Origin of the sequence: Microcoleus sp. F10-B2, assembly GCF_036704965.1 — a bacterium.
Lineage (GTDB): Bacteria > Cyanobacteriota > Cyanobacteriia > Cyanobacteriales > Microcoleaceae > Microcoleus.
In genome coordinates, this window is sequence record NZ_JAUBTB010000076.1 from 16,392 (window position 1) to 35,381 (window position 18,990).

12 protein-coding genes are annotated in these 18,990 nt (G+C 44.6%); 6 read left to right on the forward strand and 6 right to left on the reverse strand.

Annotated elements, in window-relative coordinates; all coding sequences use genetic code 11:
• Positions 1-1,410, forward strand: a complete 1,410-nt coding sequence (locus tag QUA99_RS24430; RefSeq protein ID WP_333343570.1) for a cation:proton antiporter — start codon at positions 1-3, stop codon at positions 1,408-1,410.
• A gap of 115 nt (positions 1,411-1,525) precedes the next feature.
• Here the strand turns inward: QUA99_RS24430 and QUA99_RS24435 are convergent, their stop codons facing one another.
• From QUA99_RS24435 to QUA99_RS24445, 3 genes are all read right to left on the reverse strand, one after another.
• Positions 1,526-4,357, reverse strand: a complete 2,832-nt coding sequence (locus QUA99_RS24435; RefSeq protein WP_333241661.1) for a PAS domain S-box protein — start codon at positions 4,355-4,357, stop codon at positions 1,526-1,528.
• 41 nt (positions 4,358-4,398) lie between these two features.
• Entirely contained in the window at positions 4,399-5,400 is a 1,002-nt protein-coding gene (locus tag QUA99_RS24440; RefSeq protein WP_333241663.1) for a BMP family protein, read from the reverse strand.
• 212 nt (positions 5,401-5,612) lie between these two features.
• A complete protein-coding gene (locus tag QUA99_RS24445; protein WP_333241665.1) occupies positions 5,613-7,787 on the reverse strand; it encodes a glutamine synthetase III in 2,175 nt (724 codons plus the stop codon).
• Positions 7,788-8,704: 917 nt separating this feature from the next.
• Between QUA99_RS24445 and QUA99_RS24450 the strand changes: the two genes are divergently transcribed.
• From QUA99_RS24450 to QUA99_RS24465, 4 genes are all read left to right on the forward strand, one after another.
• Positions 8,705-8,968, forward strand: a complete 264-nt coding sequence (locus QUA99_RS24450; RefSeq protein ID WP_333241667.1) for an HNH endonuclease — start codon at positions 8,705-8,707, stop codon at positions 8,966-8,968.
• Between the two features lie 66 nt (positions 8,969-9,034).
• Positions 9,035-9,730 carry a hypothetical protein gene (locus QUA99_RS24455; RefSeq protein ID WP_333241669.1) on the forward strand — a complete coding sequence of 232 codons (696 nt, stop codon included), beginning with the start codon at positions 9,035-9,037 and terminating at the stop codon, positions 9,728-9,730.
• Positions 9,727-10,488 carry a DUF1822 family protein gene (locus QUA99_RS24460; protein WP_333241670.1) on the forward strand — a complete coding sequence of 254 codons (762 nt, stop codon included), beginning with the start codon at positions 9,727-9,729 and terminating at the stop codon, positions 10,486-10,488. The genes QUA99_RS24455 and QUA99_RS24460 overlap by 4 nt, the downstream gene beginning before the upstream one ends.
• A gap of 58 nt (positions 10,489-10,546) precedes the next feature.
• Positions 10,547-15,430, forward strand: a complete 4,884-nt coding sequence (locus QUA99_RS24465; protein WP_333241672.1) for a CHAT domain-containing tetratricopeptide repeat protein — start codon at positions 10,547-10,549, stop codon at positions 15,428-15,430.
• An 87-nt stretch (positions 15,431-15,517) separates the two neighbouring features.
• Here the strand turns inward: QUA99_RS24465 and QUA99_RS24470 are convergent, their stop codons facing one another.
• From QUA99_RS24470 to QUA99_RS24480, 3 genes are all read right to left on the reverse strand, one after another.
• A complete protein-coding gene (locus QUA99_RS24470; protein ID WP_333241674.1) occupies positions 15,518-16,768 on the reverse strand; it encodes an alpha/beta hydrolase in 1,251 nt (416 codons plus the stop codon).
• Between the two features lie 25 nt (positions 16,769-16,793).
• Complete coding sequence (locus tag QUA99_RS24475) at positions 16,794-16,919, reverse strand: hypothetical protein (RefSeq protein WP_333241676.1); 126 nt, start codon at positions 16,917-16,919, stop codon at positions 16,794-16,796.
• 302 nt (positions 16,920-17,221) lie between these two features.
• Positions 17,222-18,282 (reverse strand): ISKra4 family transposase gene (locus tag QUA99_RS24480; protein ID WP_333460428.1). Its coding sequence is split into 2 segments (ribosomal slippage): positions 17,222-18,126 and positions 18,126-18,282, totalling 1,062 coding nucleotides; the frame shifts between segments, so codons are not numbered across the junction.
• Positions 18,283-18,558: 276 nt separating this feature from the next.
• On the opposite strand from QUA99_RS24480, the gene QUA99_RS24485 reads away from it, so the two are divergent.
• A complete protein-coding gene (locus QUA99_RS24485) occupies positions 18,559-18,948 on the forward strand; it encodes an IS4/Tn5 family transposase DNA-binding protein (RefSeq protein ID WP_333460426.1) in 390 nt (129 codons plus the stop codon).
• Positions 18,949-18,990: the final 42 nt, after the last annotated feature.

Consider the following 18,990-nt stretch of genomic DNA (forward strand, 5'->3'; position numbering starts at 1 on the left):
ATGTTTTTGAACCATACAATTACAGCTTTAAGTTCTGGGATGGCATCCCTAGTTGCTCCCATACCTTTGTTAGCAACAGTCGAGGCAGAAAATTCGCCGATCGTCCTCAGCGGAGTTTTGCTCACTTTGGTAGTGATTTATCTCGCCAGTAAATTAGGCGCAGAAGTAGCGAGAAACTTCGATTTTCCGCCGGTTTTGGGTGAACTTGTAGCAGGGGTAATTGTTGGCGTATCTGCTTTACACCTAGTCGTTTTTCCCGAAGCAGGGCTGTCAGCCTCAGACTCCGGGATTATGACAGTTCTGCAATCGATTAATCATCTGTCTCCTGTCGCCCTCACCAGTGTGTTTGAATCCCAGAGTGAAGTTATTTCAGTGCTAGCTGAATTGGGCGTAATTATTCTGCTGTTTGAAATTGGCTTAGAGTCGGATATCAGACAACTCAAGGAGGTGGGGGTTCAAGCTGTCGTGGTCGCTTGTGTGGGCGTGGCAGTTCCCTTTGCTGCCGGTACTGCGGGTTTGATGATAATTTTCCACACGGCGGCGATTCCGGCGATTTTTGCGGGGGCTGCTTTGACAGCAACCAGCATCGGAATTACCTCCAAAGTTTTGTCGGAATTAGGACAACTCAAATCTAAAGAAGGTCAAATCATTGTTGGTGCAGCGGTGATTGATGATGTGCTAGGAATTATTGTCCTAGCTGTTGTTGCCAGTTTAGCGAAAACTGGTGAGATTGATGTTGTTAATGTCATCTATTTGATTGTCAGTGCAACTGCCTTTCTGCTAGGTTCGATTCTATTGGGCGGTGTGTTTAACAAAAGCTTCACTGCGGTGGTGGAGAAACTCAAAACTCGCGGCAATATAGTCATCCCGGCATTTATCTTTGCTTTCTTCATGGCTTTTCTGGGCAACGCAATTCATCTCGAAGCGATTTTGGGTGCGTTTGCCGCTGGTTTGGTGTTGGATGAAAGCGATGCCCGCAACGAGTTGGATGAACTGGTGAAGCCGATTGCGGATTTCCTGGTTCCCATCTTTTTTGTAACCGTGGGATCTCGGGCAGATTTGGGAGTTTTGAACCCAACAGTGCCGGATAATCGGGCTGGTCTTTTGATTGCTGCTTTCTTGATTGTGGTTGCGATTTTGGGCAAGATCGTAACAGGTTGGGCAGTGTTTGGTCTGCCGGGAATCAATCGATTGGCGATCGGAGTGGGGATGATTCCTCGGGGCGAAGTCGGGTTAGTTTTTGCCGGCATCGGTTCGGCGAGTGGGATTTTGGATAAACCGTTGGAAGTGTCGATTATTATCATGGTGATTCTGACGACTTTTTTGGCTCCGCCTTTTCTGCGGATTGTCTTTGGGGATACGGTAGAGCCCCCTGCTAGCGACGAACTTTCTAGCGAGAAAATCGTTTGATTAGCGGATGATATTAAGTCTGTTTTGAGGTGCTTGGGGGCGATCGTCTCCATTGCTACTCATTCGCCTCCTGGTTCAGACGGGGTGACAACCACTTCAGGGAATGCGATCGCAGTTATTTACCAACAAGTGCTACAGCACCGCTTTGCAAAACAGGAATTTCAATGCGGAACTCTGCTCCTTGATGGGGTTGAGAAAAGCACTGGAGTATGCCACCGTGCTTATCAACTACAATTTGATAGCTGATGGATAGCCCTAATCCAGTTCCTTTACCAATTGGTTGGGTGGTGAAGAAGGGATTGAACACCTGTTGTCTAACAGTTTCCGTCATTCCCAGTCCATTGTCTTGAACTTGAATCACCACGTTTTTAGAACAACCGGGCCCAGTTTCGTTTGTGAGTAGCTTAGTCCGAATAGTGATGCAACTGGGATTCTTTTGAATGTCTTTTAGAGAACGCTGATTGTCGTAGTTTTCTAAAGCATCGATCGCATTTGCCAGAATATTCATAAATACTTGGTTCAACTGTCCGGCATAGCACTCTACTAGCGGTAAGTCGCCGTACTCTTTAACAATTTCAATAGCAGGATGATCCGGTTTTGCCTTCAGTCGATTTTGCAAAATCATCAATGTGCTGTCAATTCCCTCGTGGATATCAACTGGCTTCATGTCTGCCTCATCCAGCCTCGAGAAGTTTCTTAGAGACAGGACAATTTGACGAATGCGATCGGCTCCCACCTTCATTGAACTCAGCATTTTGGGCAAATCTTCACTAATGTAGTCGAGATCGAACTCTTCAATTTTTTCCTGAATTAGGGTATTAGTTGGATAGGTTTGCTGGTAAAGCTTAATCAACTGCAGTAAATTTTGCGTGTAGTCGGCAGTATGGGTCAGGTTGCCATAGATAAAGTTGACTGGATTGTTAATTTCGTGAGCAACACCAGCCACCAGTTGCCCCAAACCTGACATTTTCTCTGCCTGAATAAGCTGTGCCTGAGTTTGCTGTAAGGTTTTGAGTGCAACCTCAGCTTCCTCTTTTGCTTGCCTTAATGCAGCTTCGGCTTGCTTGCGCTCAGTAATATCCAGTGCCAAAGATGCAACTCCAATAATATTTCCACCATCCCCTACTAAAGGCGTATTGAACCATTCACAAATAATGATTTTGCCGTTTTTTGTAAAATTTTCGTTGACGCTGTAGATTCCTTGGGTCTGCATCAACAACTTGTTCATAATTCGATCGACGACCTTTCTGGCAGACGCAGGCACAATTAATTCTGCCGCATGGTGTCCGATCGCCTCTTGAGCCGTGTAACCAAAAATCTGCTCTGCCGCTGGATTCCAGGCAGTGACTTGAAAGTTTAAATCCCATTCCACCACTGCCAGTGCACTTTGGCGAAATAGACAAGATAGCCGCTGTTCCGATGCTTTGAGTTCCTCTTCTGCCTGTTTCCGTTGAGTAATATCAATGCCTGTTTTGATGATGTACTCAATTTCACCTCGATTATCGACTAAAGCAGTATCTGACCAGGCAATGAGCCTGAGTTGTCCATCTTTGCTCACCCAACTGCCTTCATACTGCTGGGGAAAATTACCAGATTGTAAAGACTCAAAAGCAGTTTTGGCAAGTCCTGCTAAGTCTGAGTTCGGGAACAAGTCCCAAATGTAGCGCCCCTTCACTTCACTAAACGAGTAATCAGTCGTTTGTTCGCAAGCTCGATTAAAGCGAACGATTTGTCCCTGCGGGTCGAGCACAACCACCAGAGCCCCTGCAATTTCAAGAATAGCTGAAACGAAATTGCGTTCCACTTCAACAGTTTTAATCAGTTCCTCTAACTGGCTTGCCATATTGTTAAAGGCGATCGCCAATGTCCCCAATTCGTTTTGGCTGTGGATGTTGACCCGCGTATCTAATTGCCCCGCACTGAGTTCAGTAGCAGCAGCGGTTAAGCACTGTAGCGGCACCACAATTTGCCGAATAAATAGAAAGCCAATGCCAACAGCGACGATCGTCACCACCGCCAATGAGCCTCTCATAATTGAGAGCATTTGGTAAACGGGAGCATACGCCTCAGCGGTTGGCAGTTCTACAACCACATTCCAATTCACGCTCCGAATTAAGGTACTGGCTCCCATTACTTCTACCTGTTTTAGACCCGGATAAACGTTAAGGTGCTTAGTCTCTTCGGATGCTTTCAAGAATTGAAAGAAGGGGCGCTCAGAAATATCTTGAAGTTGAAAGGTTTCTGCCTTACTACCCTTTTGAGCAATCAGAAAATTACGCTCATCGACTACATAAACATAACCCGTCTTGCCGACCTCTGTTTGGGAAACAACAAACCAGAGAAAGTTGAGATTTACCTGCGCTAATAGCACCCCATCCACCTCATCTCGCTCATTCCGAATCGGAACCGCCAGAATGGTTGTTAGTTGGTGGGTTTGAGGATTAATTTCTACAGGACTGACATAATCTTCCTGTTGTTTGAAGGCACGAACAAACAGTGGCGAATTGGCTAGATTGTCTAACTTGAGCGGTTGGTAGGGTGAAACTGACGCGATAACTTGTCCCTTCCGGTTCAAAATGGCAACGGCTTCATAAGCATCATTATGACGAGTCAACCCTTCCAACAGGCTCTGCTGCACTTGAGGTTGAAAGTTGGTGAGTCCTTTGACCCTAGCTAAATAGCTCAGTTTTCGTTTGAAGTCATCTAGATAATTATCAATCTGCCCTGCTGCTTTCTGACTCCGTTCTTCTTGGAGCGATCGCGATTGCTGGATCTGCGCCTGAAAGCTGAGGTAGATCAGCAAGCCACCAGTGGGCAGCAAGCTCAGGAGAACCAAAAATATCAAACCATAGCGGAGCTGCTTTGCAATAGAAAAGAAGCGTTGCCAAGGATGAGAACGGGAGCTTGTGGCAATCGGCAGAACGCGATCGCTGCGTTGATTTTTCATCGGACTATTGATCGATATTGGTAAATCAATTAATGCGCGCACTAAGGAGAAACATCAATTTTGCCAGTCGTCACAGCATCTCGGATGGTCTTGAAAGTTTCCTCTTCCTGAGACGTGAGAGTGCCGCGGAAAGGAGCAAAGTCATAGATCTTTTCCTTGAGCCCAAACTTGTAAAGTTTTCCTTCCCAGCGACCTTGCTGGGTTAACACTGCCACATTTAGCACCAGATTGGGAATGTCCTGCAGAACGCTAGTTAGGACTTTGCCGGGAGCCAGTTCGTACTGATCCTTGGCCCAACCAATCGCAAAGACTCCTGGCTTTTGCGTAACGGCTTTTAGCGCGGCTAACCCTGCCTCATCCGCGTTGATTGTCAAAACATCTACTCCAGAGGCAACCATATCCGTTGCAACTTTGGTGGCTTGGTCTGTATCAATCCAACTGTTGAGAAAAGCAGTCGAGGCTTGAACAGAGGGATTCGTTGCCTTCACTCCGCGCCTGAACAAGGCTTCTTCTTCTTTGTAAACCGGATAAGATGCACCCACAATATAGCCAACTTTATTGCTTTTGGTCTTCATGGCAGCCAAAGCGCCTGTGAGGTACCCCACCTCACCCGATCGAAAGGCAACAGCCCCCAAATTTTTGTTATTCCCTGGATACGTTGTAACCAAGGCAAATTTCGTGCGCGGAAATTCTCGAGCGACCTTTTCGGCAGCTTTGATATAGCCACCACTGGCTGCAATTACCAGGTCATAGCCTGACTGGGCATATTGGCGAAGGGCTGCTTCACTATCTTCACCGTCAAGGCCAGTAAAGTCTACCTGAGCATTAAATTTATCTTTGATTAGGTTTAACCCTTCAAAGCAGGCTTGAGACCAACTGTTGTTGTCTTTGGACCCTGTGACGACCAACGCCACTCTAAAGGTGCTAGAGGTAGTTGCTTCAGGGGAAGAGTTTACGTTAGGAGTCGATCGACTGCAACTGATGGCAAAAAATAGAGCTAGAGCCACCAGAGTCATTTGTTTGAAAAGAGATTGAATTCGCATAATAGCTTGTCGCAACTAGATTACTTTTTATACCCGATAAATTTGTTGAACGGTATCTCAACAATTTTCACAAGTCTTACTCTCGCTCGCATTTAATGACTCTGACAGATTCAGCGTCACACTCATTTAAGCTTAAAAAAGCTTAAAAACAAGTAAGGACACGGCAGTGCCGTGTCCTTACAAATTTAACCTGCAAGTAACCGAATTTGCGATTACTTAACAAACAGCATTTCTTGATAAGTAGGCAGCGGCCACAAATCATCAGCAACTTCACCCTCCAGAGCATCCGCATACTTGCGAACCTCATCCATCAAAGGACGAATTGTTTGCGAAGCATACTGCATGTGGTCTTCTGTCGAAGCAAAATCGTGCTTGCTCAAAGCATCACTCAACTTGCTCGCAGTATCCATCATCGACTTAACCAGCACCGCTACTTTTTCGGCACTTTCTTTTTCCAGTTCAATCCCAATCTCTTTCAACTTAGAAATCGTGCCGGAAAGTTCAGCTAAATACCTCACCGCAGCGGGGTAAATAATGGTTTTTGCCATGCTTATTACCAGTTTTGCTTCGACTTCAATTGCCAGCAAATACTGCTCTGCATAAACATCGTAACGGCTTTCCAATTCAACGGGAGTCAGAACGCCTGTCTTTTCAAACAAGTCTTCAATGTATCCTTCCTTCAACACGGGCAAAGCATCGGCCGTAGTCCGCAAGTTAGCTAGACCCCGTTCCTCAACGGCCATTTTGTGCCATTCTTCCGAATAGCCGTCGCCACCAAATACAACCGCACCGTGCTCGTCCATCACTTCTTTGAGAAGTGTTTGGATGGCAGCATTCAGTTCTGTTCCGTTAGCCAAATCGCTTTCTAATTTGTTAGCAATCCAGTCCAAAGAATCTGCAAGAATTGTATTCATCGCCACCAGCGGCCCGGAAACAGACTGACCGGAACCTACTGCACGGAATTCAAAGCGGTTGCCAGTAAAGGCAAAGGGCGAAGTCCGGTTTCTGTCTCCAGCATCTTTCATGAAAGTAGGCAGTGTTTCTACACCTAAGTTCATAATCCCCCGACCTTTAGAGTCCTTAACTTCTCCCTGGCTAATTTGCGCGAAGATATCTTCTAATTGCGAACCCAAATAGACAGAAATAATTGCTGGCGGAGCCTCATTTGCACCCAATCGGTGGTCGTTGCTGGCAGTAGCAACTACCGCGCGCAATAGCGGGCCGTATTTGTGAACTCCCCGAATCACAGCGCCGCAGAAAACTAGAAATTGTATGTTCGAGTGCGGTGTATCGCCTGGGTCTAATAAGTTTCCTTGGGTGGCATTGCCGACCGACCAGTTGACGTGTTTGCCGGAACCGTTAATGCCGGCGAAAGGCTTCTCGTGCAGCAAACACATAAAACCGTGTTTCTTCGCAGTGTTGCGGAGAATTGTCATGGTTAATTGTTGGTGGTCGCTGGCGACGTTGGCAGCTTCAAAAACTGGTGCAATTTCAAACTGACCGGGAGCTACTTCGTTGTGCCGGGTTTTGGCAGGAATTCCCAGCCGGTACATTCTTTCTTCTACTTCCTGCATGAAGACTTGAACGCGCTCTGGAATCGCCCCAAAATAGTGGTCGTCAAATTGCTGACCTTTCGCAGGAGCTTTGCCAAACAGGGTGCGACCTGCTAGCAGTAAATCGGGGCGGCTGGTAGAGAAATTGGCATCTACCAGGAAGTATTCTTGTTCGGAACCGCAACTGGAATTGACCGGAGCCACTTCGGTATTTCCTAATAACTTTAACACTCGGGTTGCTGCTTTGTTCATTGCGGCAATGGAACGCAAAAGCGGCGTTTTCTTGTCTAAGGCTTCACCTGTCCAGGAGATGAAAACAGTGGGAATGCACAAGGTCATGCCGTTGTCTGTTTCCATGACATAAGCAGGGCTGGTGACATCCCAGGCTGTGTATCCGCGAGCGGCGGCGGTGGAACGGATGCCGCCGTTGGGGAATGAGGAGCCATCGGGCTCGCCTTGTACGAGAACTTTTCCTGCAAATTCTGAGATGACGGACCCGTCGCCTTGCACTGAGATGAAACCGTCGTGTTTTTCGGCGGTGCTGTTGGTTAGCGGGTAAAATACGTGGGCGTAGTAGAGGGCTCCTTTGGAAATAGCCCAATCTTTCATGGCTACTGCAACTACATCCGCTACGGAAGCATCAAGTTTTTGGCCGGTTTGAACGGTGTTTTTTACTGATTTGAAAATGCTTTTGGGCAGACTTTCTTGCATCTTGCTCAGTGTAAAAACGTCTGTTGCCCACATATCTTCTAGCCGCTTGGGAGGCCGACCAGGCATCAGTTTGCGGTTGACGATTTGAGAAATTGCTTGAACGCGCGATTGGTTTCCACTCATGGTTATTTTTATGGGGATTGCAGGACCAGTAGTTGAGAAAAAATAGATGTTAGCAAAAGTCTAACGATTGACAAATATGTTGGATTGACCCAAGGTTTTTAGTCAAAGCTAACTTTTCGGAGAATGCCTTTTTTGGCAGACTCTAAAAGATTGGAGGAGCGAGGCTCAATCACTTCGCCGTCCATCGGCTGTGACAATCCAGTGTGAGATGCGGTTGGATTGCGATTATTAGCAAGAAGATAAATGGCAAGAGCCTGTACAAACTTGAGTCAACATTATAGATGTCTGCACTGCACAAATTTCGTAACTAATCTTCACCCTGGTCAGCTCAAAAATTTTGTGCGAATCAATTCCGATGAATTCAGGTCAAAACTACTTATGGTTTTTAACAGTTCGACGATCGATAAATCGCAGTCCAGCAAACAACGCACTCGTTTAGGGGTTTTGGAGAATTATGGATAGTACACAATCTACACTTGGAGAGTTTAAACAATCATTAACCAAATAAATGTATCCTAAGCTACAGAATTTTATGTTTTTTTCAGAAGGGTCGATCGCACCGATCGCACACAACCGCAGGATTTCAGTGTAACAGGACGGGGGGCGCTGAAACTGGGGGCGATCGTACATTTACAGGACTTACGCAGGCACACTATATATAGTTTAGGAAGAAAGGGATCTCGCTTTTTCAAACTTTTGAGCAATCGTCATCAAATTAAAAATTTAACTTCTCACAAAATCACCGACTCTCTTATACAACAAGCCACAGACGTATAGCTGGGTATTTAAATTCCTTTCAATGTGATGAAAAGACTTAAGCCAAATGTTATCCCTCTGTTAGAAACTGCTGCGTAAATTTTTAGCAGGTAGCTGATACGTAAATGAACACGTAACAGCCGTGAGGTTCCCAAAGCTTTATGTCCCCAGCTTCAAGACGCAACAAGAGACGCCAACTTCTGCAACTGTACGGAAACCGCTGCCACTGGTGCAACAAGTCGATGCAGAAATCAGAAAGAACCATCGAACACTTACTCCCGAAAAGCCGAGGCGGGTCTAACGCCCTCTCCAACCTGCGTTTAGCCTGCTTCAGTTGCAATAATTCGCGTGGAAATAGCCTCCTCCCACCTCCCGGCAAGAACTTACGCACACAAAGAGCTCAACCGCATGAGAAAATAGCTTAGGCTTTTCGCACGATCGCGAATTTTCATAGCTAATAAACAAACTAACTTGCTCCTCAAAAAAGTCGCATGGATGACCTAGATGGACGGTTAAGCGCTCTAATTGCAGAGATAAGTCAAAATCCAGCTAACAGTAGAAAATGGCGAACAGCCATGAACAAGCTGTTATTGGAAATTCAACAACTACCAGGACTCAAAAAATCAGTTCATCAAGATTATCCTGAAGCCCTCAATCGTACTTTTGAATGGGTTAGTCGCGAGATTGCTAATTTTGTGCCACGCCCGCCTTCTATTTCAACAAGTTTAGTTAACTGGATTAACGGTTATCTGGGTTGGCGAATTAAAGATTTGTACTCTCCTGACAAAGATGCTCCAATTAGTTTAGATGCTCCGATTGCGGTGGATGCTGGGGAAACAACTCGGCTCGAACTATTACCCGATTTTACGCTCAGCGGGTTGGATGGCGCGATCGAAATTGCTCAGAAAGAAACCACTCAGCGAATTGGTCTCCAACTAGAACTTTACATAGAGCAAGATCCAGAAGGCAAGCTAAAAAATAGCTACCCTGGTTCTTACGCGGAGTGCAACTGCCAATTTCTCAGCATGAGAAGAGTCTTAAAAGACCCTCCTGACAGATTTCAAGACTTAGCAACAGAGTTAAAGGTTAATTACACAACCCTGAATTCTCACTGGAAGAGAAAATGTGTACTCTCGTTGCAAGAAATAGCCCGCGCTCTAGGATATGAACAGGAATCACAACCATGAACATCGCAGAACTACCTCTGTTAACAGTACCGCTAGAATTAAAAGCTCACGAATTGGCCCGACAGTTGGCAGCCGTTCAAAGTACAGTCCAAAAAGGAAAACGAGTTTACTTGAATGCACTGGCTGTTTACGCAGTTCACAGCTATTTAAAATGGCTGCAAATTGAAACAGATTTGAATTCTTCCGATAGCTTCAATCCCGCAAAAACGGCGCTAGCTAATGTCGCTGACTTGGTAATTACTGGCATCGGTTCCTTAGAATGCCGCCCTGTTTTACCTGGTGAAACAACCCTTATATTACCCGAAGAAGTAATAGAAAATCGGATTGGATATGTGGGAGTACAGTTTAGCGATCGCCTTGACTCCGTGCAGCTATTGGGATTTACTCCGAGCTTCGATAGCTCAAATCCACCGCAACAACTCTCGGTAGCAGAACTGATGCCGATCGACACTTTAATTGAACAGATTACTCGTTTAGAAGAAGCGATCGCCTTCTTAGAAACAGACGATCCGGTGGCGGTACAGGTACGCTCCACGATCCAAACTCAATCGCAGAGCAATATTGTTGCCCAATTAGAGCGTATTTATCGAACTTGCGAGGAGTACGAGTGGCGGTACGCAGCGGGAGAGATGTTAGCTGGGAGTACCGCAGGAGGCGAGTTTACTCGTGAAAGTGCCGATCGCGCCGACACTGATTTACAAGATTTAGCCGAAGCACTGCTGGAGAAGTTAGCAGGAATCTGGAGGGAGGCTGCGTAATTTTGGAAGGGATGGCTGATGTATATATGTAGTCTCCCCTTCGTAACCTGTAAAGAATATGGCAAAAGGATTCGGCCCCAAGAAAACTCCCCAAACGACAAAACGCCAGACAGCTTATTTCAAGTTGATTCAAGCGCTTCTCAAATGTCCTCGCGGTAAGGAACTGAAGATTTTAAGGAAGCACCCGGACTTGGTAGATGTTGGTTTGGTGGAAATGATGGAAATGGTAGCTACAATTCAGGTAGCACAAAGGGAGTTTTATAGTGCTCAATTTTTAATTGATTTGGCTGATTTTTTATACAGTTCTTACATAGAAACACATGGGTCGCCAGTAACAGGCTCTTTTGTTAAAGCTCCAGCTTTCTTGTGGGAAGTATTGCGGACAATTCTGCTAAACCCAAGTGACCAACAAACTGTTTACCAGCTTTTAGCAACTAACTCAGACGAACTGAATGAATATTTTTGGCTGCAATTCTGTCTATGGATAGATTACACGCTCCTGAAGTCCGAGCCAAAGACAAAAAAAGCGATAGCATTAGGTATTGTGTATTTCAGCGAGATACTCTGGCTATTCCCACTGGGCAACAGAACAATTAATCTAGAAATTGCGATCGCAGGTTTTGAAGGATCTGCCAAGATTTTAACTCGTGAGGTTTTACCCCAAATGTGGGTAACAATCCAAAGAGATTTAGCCCCAGCATACCGTCATCGTCGCAGGGGCGATCGCTCCGAAAACCTTGAAAAAGCCCTCACCGCTTGTACGAATGCTTTGCAAATTTCTACTCGCGATACTTCTCCCCAAGAGTGGGCGATGGTGCAAAATAACCTCGGTCTTGTTTACAGTGACCGAATCGTCGGAGATGAATCTGAGAATTTAGAAAAGGCGATCGCCTGTTTTGAAGGAGCCCTGCAAGTTGTTAGCCGCGATCGAGATCCTGAACTTTGGGGGACACTGCAAAATAACCTCGCAGTTGCTTACACCCGCCGAGTTAAAGGCGATGGTGCACAAAATTTCGAGAAAGCGATCGCTTGTTATCAAGTTGCTTTAAAAGTTCGCACTGATTCCGATTGGGCTAGCAGTCAATGGCACCTCGGCACTGCTTATACCCAAAGGATTTTAGGGGACAAAACGCAGAATCTCGAACGGGCGATCGCAGCCTACCAAGCAGCCTTACAAATTTATACTCCCGAAACCTATCCCGAAAGATGGGCTAATACCCAGTCAGATTTGGGCAAAGCTTACCGCAAATTGGGACAAATTGCTAACGCTTTAACCTGTTTTGAAGCGGCATTAACAATCTTTACCCCTGATTCGTTCCCTAGAGAGTGCATCAAAACCGGACTTGAGTTGGGCAAGCTGACATTGGCTGCTGGCAAAAAGGCGGAAGCTTTTCAATGTTTTGCGAGGGTTATTGAAGCTGTAGAGGCGATCGCCCGTTGGGGTGATTCTGAATCTTTACATCAACAAATTCCCCAAAAAAATTATGCTTACCTACAAATAGTAACGCTTTGCCTAGCCTGTGGAGAGCGCGAAAAAGCCAGGGAATATGCTGCTCGCTCAGGCTCTCCTTTTATTTTAGACCTACTGCAAAATGTTCAAATCCAGCAAATAACTTCATTAGGGCAGTTTCTAGATCGAGCTTTGCAAACAGCTATCGAAAGCGAGACTAATCCGCAAGCCTTCTACCAACTTCTGGAAGATAACCTAGAGCAACTAAACGATAGTTTACTGGAAAAATTCAACATTATAAAATTATTTTTATCTGAGTTGGGTCCAGCCGAAGAAATCAATATAGCAGCGGCTATTCTCAATTTTAGCAGGCTGGTTCAACATTTTGATAAAGGTAATGAAGAGAATAACTGGAAGATTGCTAAGGCAGGCTACGAAGTTGCTGCCACTGTTTTTACCCAAGAAAAATTTCCCGAACAGTGGGATGCCATCCAAGAAGAAACTCGCGAGCATTTATTGTTTCAATTATTCAAAGCTATTGACGACTGTCACAGAAATTTCAAAACAGTCGATCGATTGGCAGAAACCAATGCAGAACGATTTGACAAGCATTTTTTCACGGGACTGCGAGAAGTTAACGTCGTGCTTGAAGCTAATCAAGCTCAACTCGATGAATACTTTGTTAAGGTGTTGCGAGATAAATCGTCTGCTACGTTATCTGAAGTGCCGCCAGAAGAAAAAAAAGCAATCGCTGCTGGCATTATAGGTTTAAGCCTCTGCATTCGTGAATTTAAAAAAGGAAATCAAGCTAATAATTTAGAGATTGAGATCGCAGGTTATGAAATTGCTGCTACTGTCTTAACCCGTGAATCTACTCCAGAAGGATGGGCAGATTGTCAGATGTTTGTTGGCAGTGCTTATCACCGCCGCTTTAAAGGAGATTGGGGCGAGAATCAAGAACGATCGATCGCCTGCTGCCAAAATGCCCTACAAGTATATACCCGCGAAGCCTGGCCAGAAAAATGGGCAGCAATTCAAAATACTTTGGCTCTTGCTTATGGCAACCGAATTCGCGGAGATAGATTAGAGAATGCAGAATTAGCAATAACCGCTTGTTTGGCAGCAATGGAACTTCACACCCGCGAAGCAAATCCGAAATCATGGGCTCAACTCCAAAACAATTTGGGTATTATTTACCGCGATCGCATTTGCGGCGACAAGGCTGAAAACTTGGAAAAAGCAATTGCTTGCTATCAAAATGCCCTGTTATTCCGCACCCGCGAAGAATCCCCGGAACTTTGGGCGCAAACTCACATGAATCTTGCCTCTGCTTACCGCCACCGGCTTCATGGCGATCCGGTAGAAAATGTTGAGAAGGCGATCGCAGTTAACAAAGCAGCATTACAAGTTTACACTCAAGACGAGTTTCCATCAGGTTGGGCAGGAGTACAAACGAATCTGGGTAACGCTTATTCGCATCGACTTGAGGGCGATCGAAATGAGAATTTAGAAATGGCTATTGCCGCCCATCAAGCTGCTTTAAAAGTCTTTAACCCCGATGATTTTCCTAGAGAGTGGGCTATGGCTCAAATGAATTTGGGCAGTTGCTACTTCGGCCTAGATCGAAACTTTGAGGCGATCGCATCTTATCAATCTGCTTTAAAAGTTTGCACGCCAACAGCTTTTCCATTTGAATGCTTGAACGCTGGAGAAACCCTTGGAAATATAGCATTTGTAATGGGAGATTGGAAATTAGCCATTGAGGGATACGGTATCGCGATCGAAGCCGTAGAAACCAGCCGTACTTGGGCAACTTCTGAATTTCGCCGCCAAGAGATTATGGGAGAGGCGATCGACGTTTATGCAAAGATGGTGGAAGCCTGCATCAATAACAAGCAGTTAGATAAAGCTGTTGAATATGTAGAGCGATCGCGCTCAAAACGCCTTGTAGACTTGATGGCAAGCAACGATCTCTACTCAAGTGCAGAAATTCCTGCTGAAATTCAACAGTATTTACAGGAGTTTGAACAGCTACAGCAGCAAATTGACAAGGAACGAGGGCGCAATCAACCTAGCAACGACTTTAATAACAGCAAACTTGATAACAGCCGTGCAGCCCTAGCAGCTTACAATCAAACAATTGACTTTCTTGAAACTGAAAAACTCCAAATTTGGGAACAACTTCGCCGTCTCGATCCGGTGCTGGCTGGTCAAATTCGAGTCAATCCTCTCAGCTTCCCATCCATCCAGCAACTTATCGACAAACCCACCACTGCAATTCTCAGCTTTTACACCACCGTTAGCGATACCTCGATCTTCGTCGTGCGGCAAAATGAGATTACCCTACACAATTGCACCGATTTAGGATTTGAGGCTTTGCACGAATGGATTTTGCAAAATTGGTTAGGACAATATGTTGAGGATAAAGATTCTTGGAAAGAAGAGTTCGTTGGGATGTTAACTGAACTGGCAAAACAGTTAAATTTAAATGACCTAATTTTGTGGCATTTAGAAGGAATTTCGGAACTGATTATAGTTCCTCATTATGCCCTTCATCACATCCCTTTCGCTGCACTACCCATCGGAGATAACCGCTATTTAGGAGACAAATTTCTCATTCGTTACGCACCTAGTTGTCAAGTCCTAGAATTCTGCCAGCAGCGCCCTTCCCCCGGCAATAACCTAAACTGTGGCACTATTGAAGATGCGACGGGCGACTTGCCTTGCGCCAGCTTTGAAGGAGATCAACTGGCAGTTCTTTATAGTATCCCAGACAATCGACGCTTAAAAGGTCGCCATCAAGCTACAGTTAGTAACTATCGAGAACTGGCGCAAACCGTCCAAATCCTCCACTCTAGCCACCACGCTCAGTCGCGCTTTGACAATCCCTTAGAATCGACATTAATTTTAGGAGATGGCTGCATTACTTTAGGTCAGCTAATGACTCCTGGATGGCGTTTCCCTCAGTTGTCGGATGTATTTCTTTCCTGCTGCGAAACAGGATTGGGATTGACTGACATTACTGGCGATATCCTCACTTTTTCAACGGCTTTCTTGTCAGCGGGAGCCAGAAGTGTTATCAGTACGCTTTGGGCTGTCGATGATTTAGCTACGGCGCTTTTCTCGATTTTTTACTATCAAGAGTGGCAGCAGGGAAAGAATCGCCCAGAGGCTATTAGACAAGCTCAAGTTAAATTGCGAGAGCTTGCGGGCAATACCTTAGCTGCTAGTTATAAACCCCAACTCACAGAAATTTTGAAACAGAAACTTATAGAAATCCACGCGCTCCGCAAAAAAACTAAGGTCAATCGAGATGTTTTTTCTGTAGATTCTTCAGAGTATCAGCAATACGATAAAGAATACGAAAAGTATGATGAAATTGGTACACAAATTTATGGATTTCTCAAAAATGTAGATAAATATTGTCAAAAATCAAAGCCTTTTTCTCACCCTTTTTACTGGGCAGCTTTTACCTGCACTGGGATTCGGTAAAATTAAATCAAATTTAAATCCTCAACAAAAGTCAGCCCCGCATCCTTACAAAGTTGGTGCGATAATTAATGAGAAAGTTGAGAAGTTTTAGTTAACTCGTTGGTAATCCGAAGACTTCAGAGCATGAGCCAAAAAACGTTCTGTGTAGTACAAAGCTAATTGATTGCTCGGACCATTAAAAACTGCATCAAAGGCGTGTTCAGCCCAAGGAATTTCAAGCAAAATAGCAGGAGCGCCCGTGGCTCGCAATCGTTGGTAGAGCGATCGACCAAACTTGGGCTGAACGATATGGTCGCGACCTGCATAAACCAGTAGAGAAGGCGGAAGATTCGGTTTAATATAATTGATGGGAGAAGCCCGACGGTAAAGCTCGTTGAGTTCGTCTGGCGTTCCTCCCAGAAAGGCGCGCAAGACGGCTCGAACATTTATGGCATCAGGAAAAGGTGGGTCATTGTATCCCCGGATCAGGTCATTTGGCCCGTAATAATTTACCACTGCTCGAACAGGAAGCACACTAGAATCATAAGCAGTTAGCATTGCTAAATGGGCACCTGCAGACCTTCCCATCAGAGCAATTCGATCGAGATCGATTTCCCAATCAGCAGCCTGAGTTTTGATATAGGAAAGAGCGGCTTGTACGTCCTCAATCTGAGCAGGGAATCGATATTTTGGAGCGTGGCGGTAATCAATTGCAACAACACAATAACCTTGAGCGGCCATATAGCGGCTGAATTCCTCATTGGAATCGGGATTTCCTCTTTGCCAAGCTCCTCCGTAAAGGGTGATTATCGCCGGATATTTGCCTATTTGCATCGGCCGGTAAAGGTTTAGTTTCAGTGAAACTCCGTCAGGGTTGGCAAATACAATAGTGCGATCGATCCTAACGTCTCTAATGGGAATTCCTCGGAACGCATCTGCTAGGATAAACGGTTGAGGGCGTAGCTGGGCGCGTATAGTTTGAGGAACGGCTGCTAAATAGTTTTCCCCCAGAACAGCTTGCATTTGGGTAGCTATCGCTGCATTGGCTGCTGGGAATTGCATCAGGGGAAGCAGGCTCAGGATTAGGGCCAACAGGTTACAAATCAGTAAAATAATGTAGACTTTGCCTTGATGCCGTCTGAGCAGGTTCAGCAGAAGGGCGATCGTATTGATAGCGACCAACCAAGGGCTGATTTCTGGTGATCCCACCGCCAAAGGGTACAGGAACATCGCGGGTGCTGGTATGATGACCCAGAGACTGAGAAATAGCGCGATCGCACTCAGGAACCAAGAAATAAAGGGCGAGACTAAGAATGCTGCCAATAAAGGTAACTTTTTGCGGTTCTTCTTGCGGAGCATCGGATTTTCGCAGCCTAATTTTTAATCAGTTTAAATTAATCTGGCGGTTTTTATTGGTAAGTCGATCGCCTCTGGCATTACCAAACCAGCAGCTTCCTTGACTCCGACATCCTGCGGCGATCGAAAATGCTTTGCATCGTTCTATTTTCATTTTTGGGGTTGTTCGCTGTTTGTGGGAATCTTAAGCTGAGGTTGTCCCGCTCAACTAGCTGTATGGCTGTTACTCATCAAAAGTTTGGCTATTATTCCGATTTTGGTAGTTACACAGGACTTACGCACGGGGAGCATCCCAATTTTGTAAAAGGGGAAAAGTATGATACAGTTCCCCTTTTATTTTAGCTGATCCCTATATTATAGGATGTAAAAAATTAGCGAGACTCTAATCAAATTCGCTTATCAAAATATATAAACTTAAACAAGTTGACCAAAAATACCTAAATAATTTTAGAGAATTTATAATAATTCATTTAAGTAAGTACACCTCAGCTTAAGCATTTGACTAATATTTTTTAACGACCATTGAGCACCCGAAATTTTTAATCGCCTATCAATCTGTTTGACCGTTGATTCGACGGCCCCTGACCCAATCGAACAAATATTTTCCTCGGATAAAAGTTGATAATTTACGATTCGATGACGATGTTTAGTTAGGTAGTTACAAAAATTAGCAGCTTGGCGACGACCGGCGGATTCAAATAGCTTAATTGTCTCATTTACCTGACCCTCCCACAACAATTTTCTACCTTGTTCCAGTCGTTTATTAGACCCTCCTACTTTGTGCAAGTTTTCCATTAAATGGAACCAGTCTAAGATTTCTCTCCGTCTGCCTTGAGGATTAAATTTCTTAATTAAATTCCAAATTCCATCATGTCCATCTCCCAAACAGGTTAAGAGGGGACTTAAAGGCTGATTATTTACAAAATTAATTAAGCTTTCATTCTCTTGAAAATATGCAGCATAAAAACTGGAATGAAGCCTGACGGCTTTATAATCAAGCCATTGAGACCCTTCGCCCTGTTGACCTCTAACACGAACTTTACCTCCATCAACGCTAGTTTCTTTTATTAATAATAATTCTGCGATTGGTTCGCTCCACTCTTTCTGGGTTACTAACCTGTGTAAAGCTGAGTGACCTATCTTAATACCCGTCTGAACTCCCACTTCAATTGCCGCTTTTTCAAAATCCAAAACCGCCGCCATTCTCAAAGAGCATTTTTCCAATAATGGAGAGAGCCTTGTCGATTTTTTCACCTTGAATTTTTTCGCTTGGTCTTCGGTAATTTTTAGGGGTCCGATACAGCTATTTAGAGTCCTTTCTCGTCCTTTTTCTGTCCCGGTTGCTGCTTTGATAAAAAAAAAGCAATATCGGGTCCCATGACCTCTAACCATTGTTGTCTAAGGTGCTGTTCAATGCTCTCTAAGTCCTCTAAAGACTCCGGGGGGCTGTTTCGGTATAAAATTTGGGCGATTTCATCATGACAGGCTTTTAACCGTTCGCGCTCTTCAGGATTCATCATCAGGCTCCAGAACAATTTACTTTATTGTACGTGGTTTTTGCTGAAGACAGCGCTTAAATCATAGAAAAAATTAGTAGTTGCTTCCATAGCAGTTTTTGGGGAAGCCGTTGGTTTAAAAAATGTAAAATTATATCATTTATTGGGAAATTTACAAAATCGGGATGCTCCCTTACGCACCTATGCTTTATAAACATCTTTCTTAACAAGAAAGTTGACAAAAATAAACATCTATGCTGTTAAACGATCGGGTGATTGCCCAGGAGTCAGGTTAAAATGATCGAGCAATGGGTAAGACAAGAATTAGAAAAAACTGACTTAGGAGATCCAAGAAGGACAAATAGATTCATGAAAATTGTCTCTAATTTAAGCAATAAACCAGAATCTACTGTACCTGAAGCGAGTGGTACATGGGCGGAAACTAAGGCTACTTACGATTTCTGGGATTCACCATACATCAAACCAGCTCAGCTTAGGAAAGGACACGTAGATGCGACAGTAGAAAGAATCAAAAATCATCAAATTGTCTTGGCAATACAAGATACAACCGAATTAAATTACACTACTCATAAAGCAGTTAAAGGAGTCGGATATCTTGATAGTAAATATGCAAGTGGATTGAAAGTACATTGGGTCTTCTGGGTTTGCGGTGATAAGAAAGACTAATTAGAAAAGCAAGCTAATAGTCGATCTCGAAAATTGTCAAAA

Excerpts from the sequence above, each read along its gene's own strand:
- QUA99_RS24470 (WP_333241674.1), bottom strand. The coding sequence starts at position 16,768 with ATGCTCCGCAAGAAGAACCGCAAAAAGTTACCTTTATTGGCAGCATTC.
- QUA99_RS24450 (WP_333241667.1), top strand. The coding sequence starts at position 8,705 with ATGTCCCCAGCTTCAAGACGCAACAAGAGACGCCAACTTCTGCAACTG.
- QUA99_RS24475 (WP_333241676.1), bottom strand. The coding sequence starts at position 16,919 with ATGAAAATAGAACGATGCAAAGCATTTTCGATCGCCGCAGGATGTCGG.
- QUA99_RS24435 (WP_333241661.1), bottom strand. The coding sequence starts at position 4,357 with ATGAAAAATCAACGCAGCGATCGCGTTCTGCCGATTGCCACAAGCTCC.
- QUA99_RS24445 (WP_333241665.1), bottom strand. The coding sequence starts at position 7,787 with ATGAGTGGAAACCAATCGCGCGTTCAAGCAATTTCTCAAATCGTCAAC.
- QUA99_RS24465 (WP_333241672.1), top strand. The coding sequence starts at position 10,547 with ATGGCAAAAGGATTCGGCCCCAAGAAAACTCCCCAAACGACAAAACGC.
- QUA99_RS24455 (WP_333241669.1), top strand. The coding sequence starts at position 9,035 with ATGGATGACCTAGATGGACGGTTAAGCGCTCTAATTGCAGAGATAAGT.
- QUA99_RS24485 (WP_333460426.1), top strand. The coding sequence starts at position 18,559 with ATGATCGAGCAATGGGTAAGACAAGAATTAGAAAAAACTGACTTAGGA.
- QUA99_RS24440 (WP_333241663.1), bottom strand. The coding sequence starts at position 5,400 with ATGCGAATTCAATCTCTTTTCAAACAAATGACTCTGGTGGCTCTAGCT.
- QUA99_RS24460 (WP_333241670.1), top strand. The coding sequence starts at position 9,727 with ATGAACATCGCAGAACTACCTCTGTTAACAGTACCGCTAGAATTAAAA.
- QUA99_RS24430 (WP_333343570.1), top strand. The coding sequence starts at position 1 with ATGTTTTTGAACCATACAATTACAGCTTTAAGTTCTGGGATGGCATCC.